A 1,022-nucleotide genomic window follows, 5' to 3' on the forward strand; every position below is an offset into this window, starting at 1 on the left:
AATCGGCAGCGTGGATAACATTCCAGAGTACGTGGAACGTGCGAAAGACAAAGATGACCCATTCCGTTTGATGGGCTTCGGTCACCGTGTTTACAAGAACTACGATCCACGTGCGACCGTAATGCGCGAAACATGTCACGAAGTTCTAAAAGAGCTGAACATTAAAGATCCTCTGCTGGACGTAGCAATGGAACTTGAGCGTATCGCTCTTTCTGACGAGTACGTTGTTTCTAAGAAGCTATACCCGAACGTAGATTTCTATTCAGGTATCATTCTGAAAGCGATCGGTATTCCTGTATCAATGTTTACGGTTATCTTCGCGATTTCTCGTACTATTGGTTGGATTGCCCACTGGAACGAGATGCACAGCGACCCACTAAACCGTATCGGTCGTCCACGTCAGCTTTACAAAGGCGAAACGCAACGTGAATTTTCGCCGCTTCATGAGCGCGAATAATCGTTACTAGAGTTATCAGATAAACAAAAGGGTTGAGATGTAAGTCTCAACCCTTTTTAGTTTTAACGATAAAAATACACGCTACACTGGATTATCAATATCCACAAACTCGACATCTAAACCGTATTCATCGGCTAACCACTTACCAAGTGCTTTGATGCCATAACGCTCTGTTGCATGGTGACCCGCAGCAAAATAGTGGATGTCCATCTCACGAGCGGTGTAAGTTGTTCGCTCCGAAATTTCGCCAGAAATGAATGCATCTAATCCATGCTGAACCGCAAGTTCAATGAAATCTTGTCCACCGCCAGTACACCAACCAACGGTTTCGATCATTTTCTCCGCATTATCTGGAGCGATATGTAGAGGCTCTCGATTAAGGGCTTGGTTGATCTTGCTCGCAAATTGAGAACCAGGCATCGGTTTTTTCAAGCGTCCAAATAGGGCGACAGACTGCGGATGACCTTCTAACCCACCGTCGATTTCAATATCAAGAAGACGAGCAAGCTCTGCGTTGTTGCCAAGTTCAGGATGAATGTCGAGCGGTAGATGGTAGCCGTACAGA

At 45.6% G+C, this 1,022-nt stretch carries 2 protein-coding genes; one reads left to right on the forward strand and one right to left on the reverse strand.

Translation table 11 applies throughout. From position 1 onward, the window contains the following. Positions 1–457, forward strand: a 457-nt coding sequence (locus R7D93_RS26165; RefSeq protein WP_318129665.1) for a citrate/2-methylcitrate synthase, incomplete at its 5' end; no start/stop codon positions are given. 81 nt (positions 458–538) lie between these two features. Here R7D93_RS26165 and R7D93_RS26170 read toward each other — a convergent pair. Continuing rightward, positions 539–1,022 (reverse strand): Nif3-like dinuclear metal center hexameric protein (locus R7D93_RS26170; protein ID WP_318129666.1); only part of this gene is annotated, 484 nt, incomplete at its 5' end.

Origin of the sequence: Vibrio sp. YT-15 (assembly GCF_033337445.1) — a bacterium.
Taxonomy (GTDB): Bacteria; Pseudomonadota; Gammaproteobacteria; order Enterobacterales; family Vibrionaceae; genus Vibrio; species Vibrio alginolyticus.